Raw genomic sequence first — 930 nt, 5'->3', positions numbered from 1 at the left:
ACCATTCTTTCGTATGTCGGCTTGTGCCTCATGCCTGGGTCGCGTCAGCAGTGGCGTGGGCTTTGACCGTCTTTTCACCGCTCTCGGCTCAACTCTTCCCGGACGGTTGCCCACGCATCGCAGTGCAATAAGCACCAAGAGTTCCACTAAATCTGCTTGCGAATAACCCGATGCCAGACGGCAACTCCATGCATTCCAAATCTGTAATGCATGCTTGAAGCTCAATGCTCGCGGGAGCACATCCGATAACGCTGCGGATTGCGCCATGAGAATGCGTATCAGGTTATACGCCAGCAGATATACCCACATCTCTTTCTCGGCCATCTCCGGTGTTTTGCACGTTAATGTTTCCATGCCCAAGGTGGTTTTGATATTCCGAATATCCAACTCCACATGCCAGCGGCTTCGATACAAGGCTTTCAGTGCTTCCCGTGGAACTTGCGTTGCATCATTCAGGGTAGTAATCAGNACTTTGCTCTCTAGCGCGACCTCCCGTATGACAATTTCAGCGGGGAGATTTCTAAAGTGTTCCGCAGACATCCAGTCCGGGCGCTGTACTGGCTTTTTGATTCGGATCAGATGATCTTTGCTCCCCAGATGCTTTCCTCGACGAAAATCTGTTGTCCGTTTCCTGCCGCCGTTTTGCTGGAAAACCACATCAATACCACGTTCAAGACATTCCGCCAGAACGTAGTAGCTGCCATACAGCGCATCACCCAGCAGAATATCGCCCTGTTCAAGGTCGGACAGCAAGGCGCGGAACAAGGCATGCTCACTGCCACCTTTGCCCTTATAGGGCCCCATCGCCGCGTTAATAACCATGCCGCTGGAGAGACAAGTGATTCCAACAATCCGAACAACAGAAGGACACCCACCAATTAGCAAATCTCTCACGCGCCTGATGGCCATTATCTGATGACTTGCTGTCCA

Annotated in this window: 1 protein-coding gene; it reads right to left on the bottom strand. The window is 51.8% G+C overall.

Going from position 1 to position 930, the window contains the following annotated elements; genetic code table 11:
• Positions 1-909: IS4 family transposase (locus tag A3730_RS08845; protein ID WP_231883899.1), on the bottom strand; the 909-nt coding region annotated here is incomplete at its 3' end.
• Positions 910-930 lie beyond the last annotated feature (21 nt).

This window comes from Alcanivorax sp. HI0044, assembly GCF_001634945.1.
This window is presented reverse-complemented; position numbering and strand designations above follow the sequence as displayed.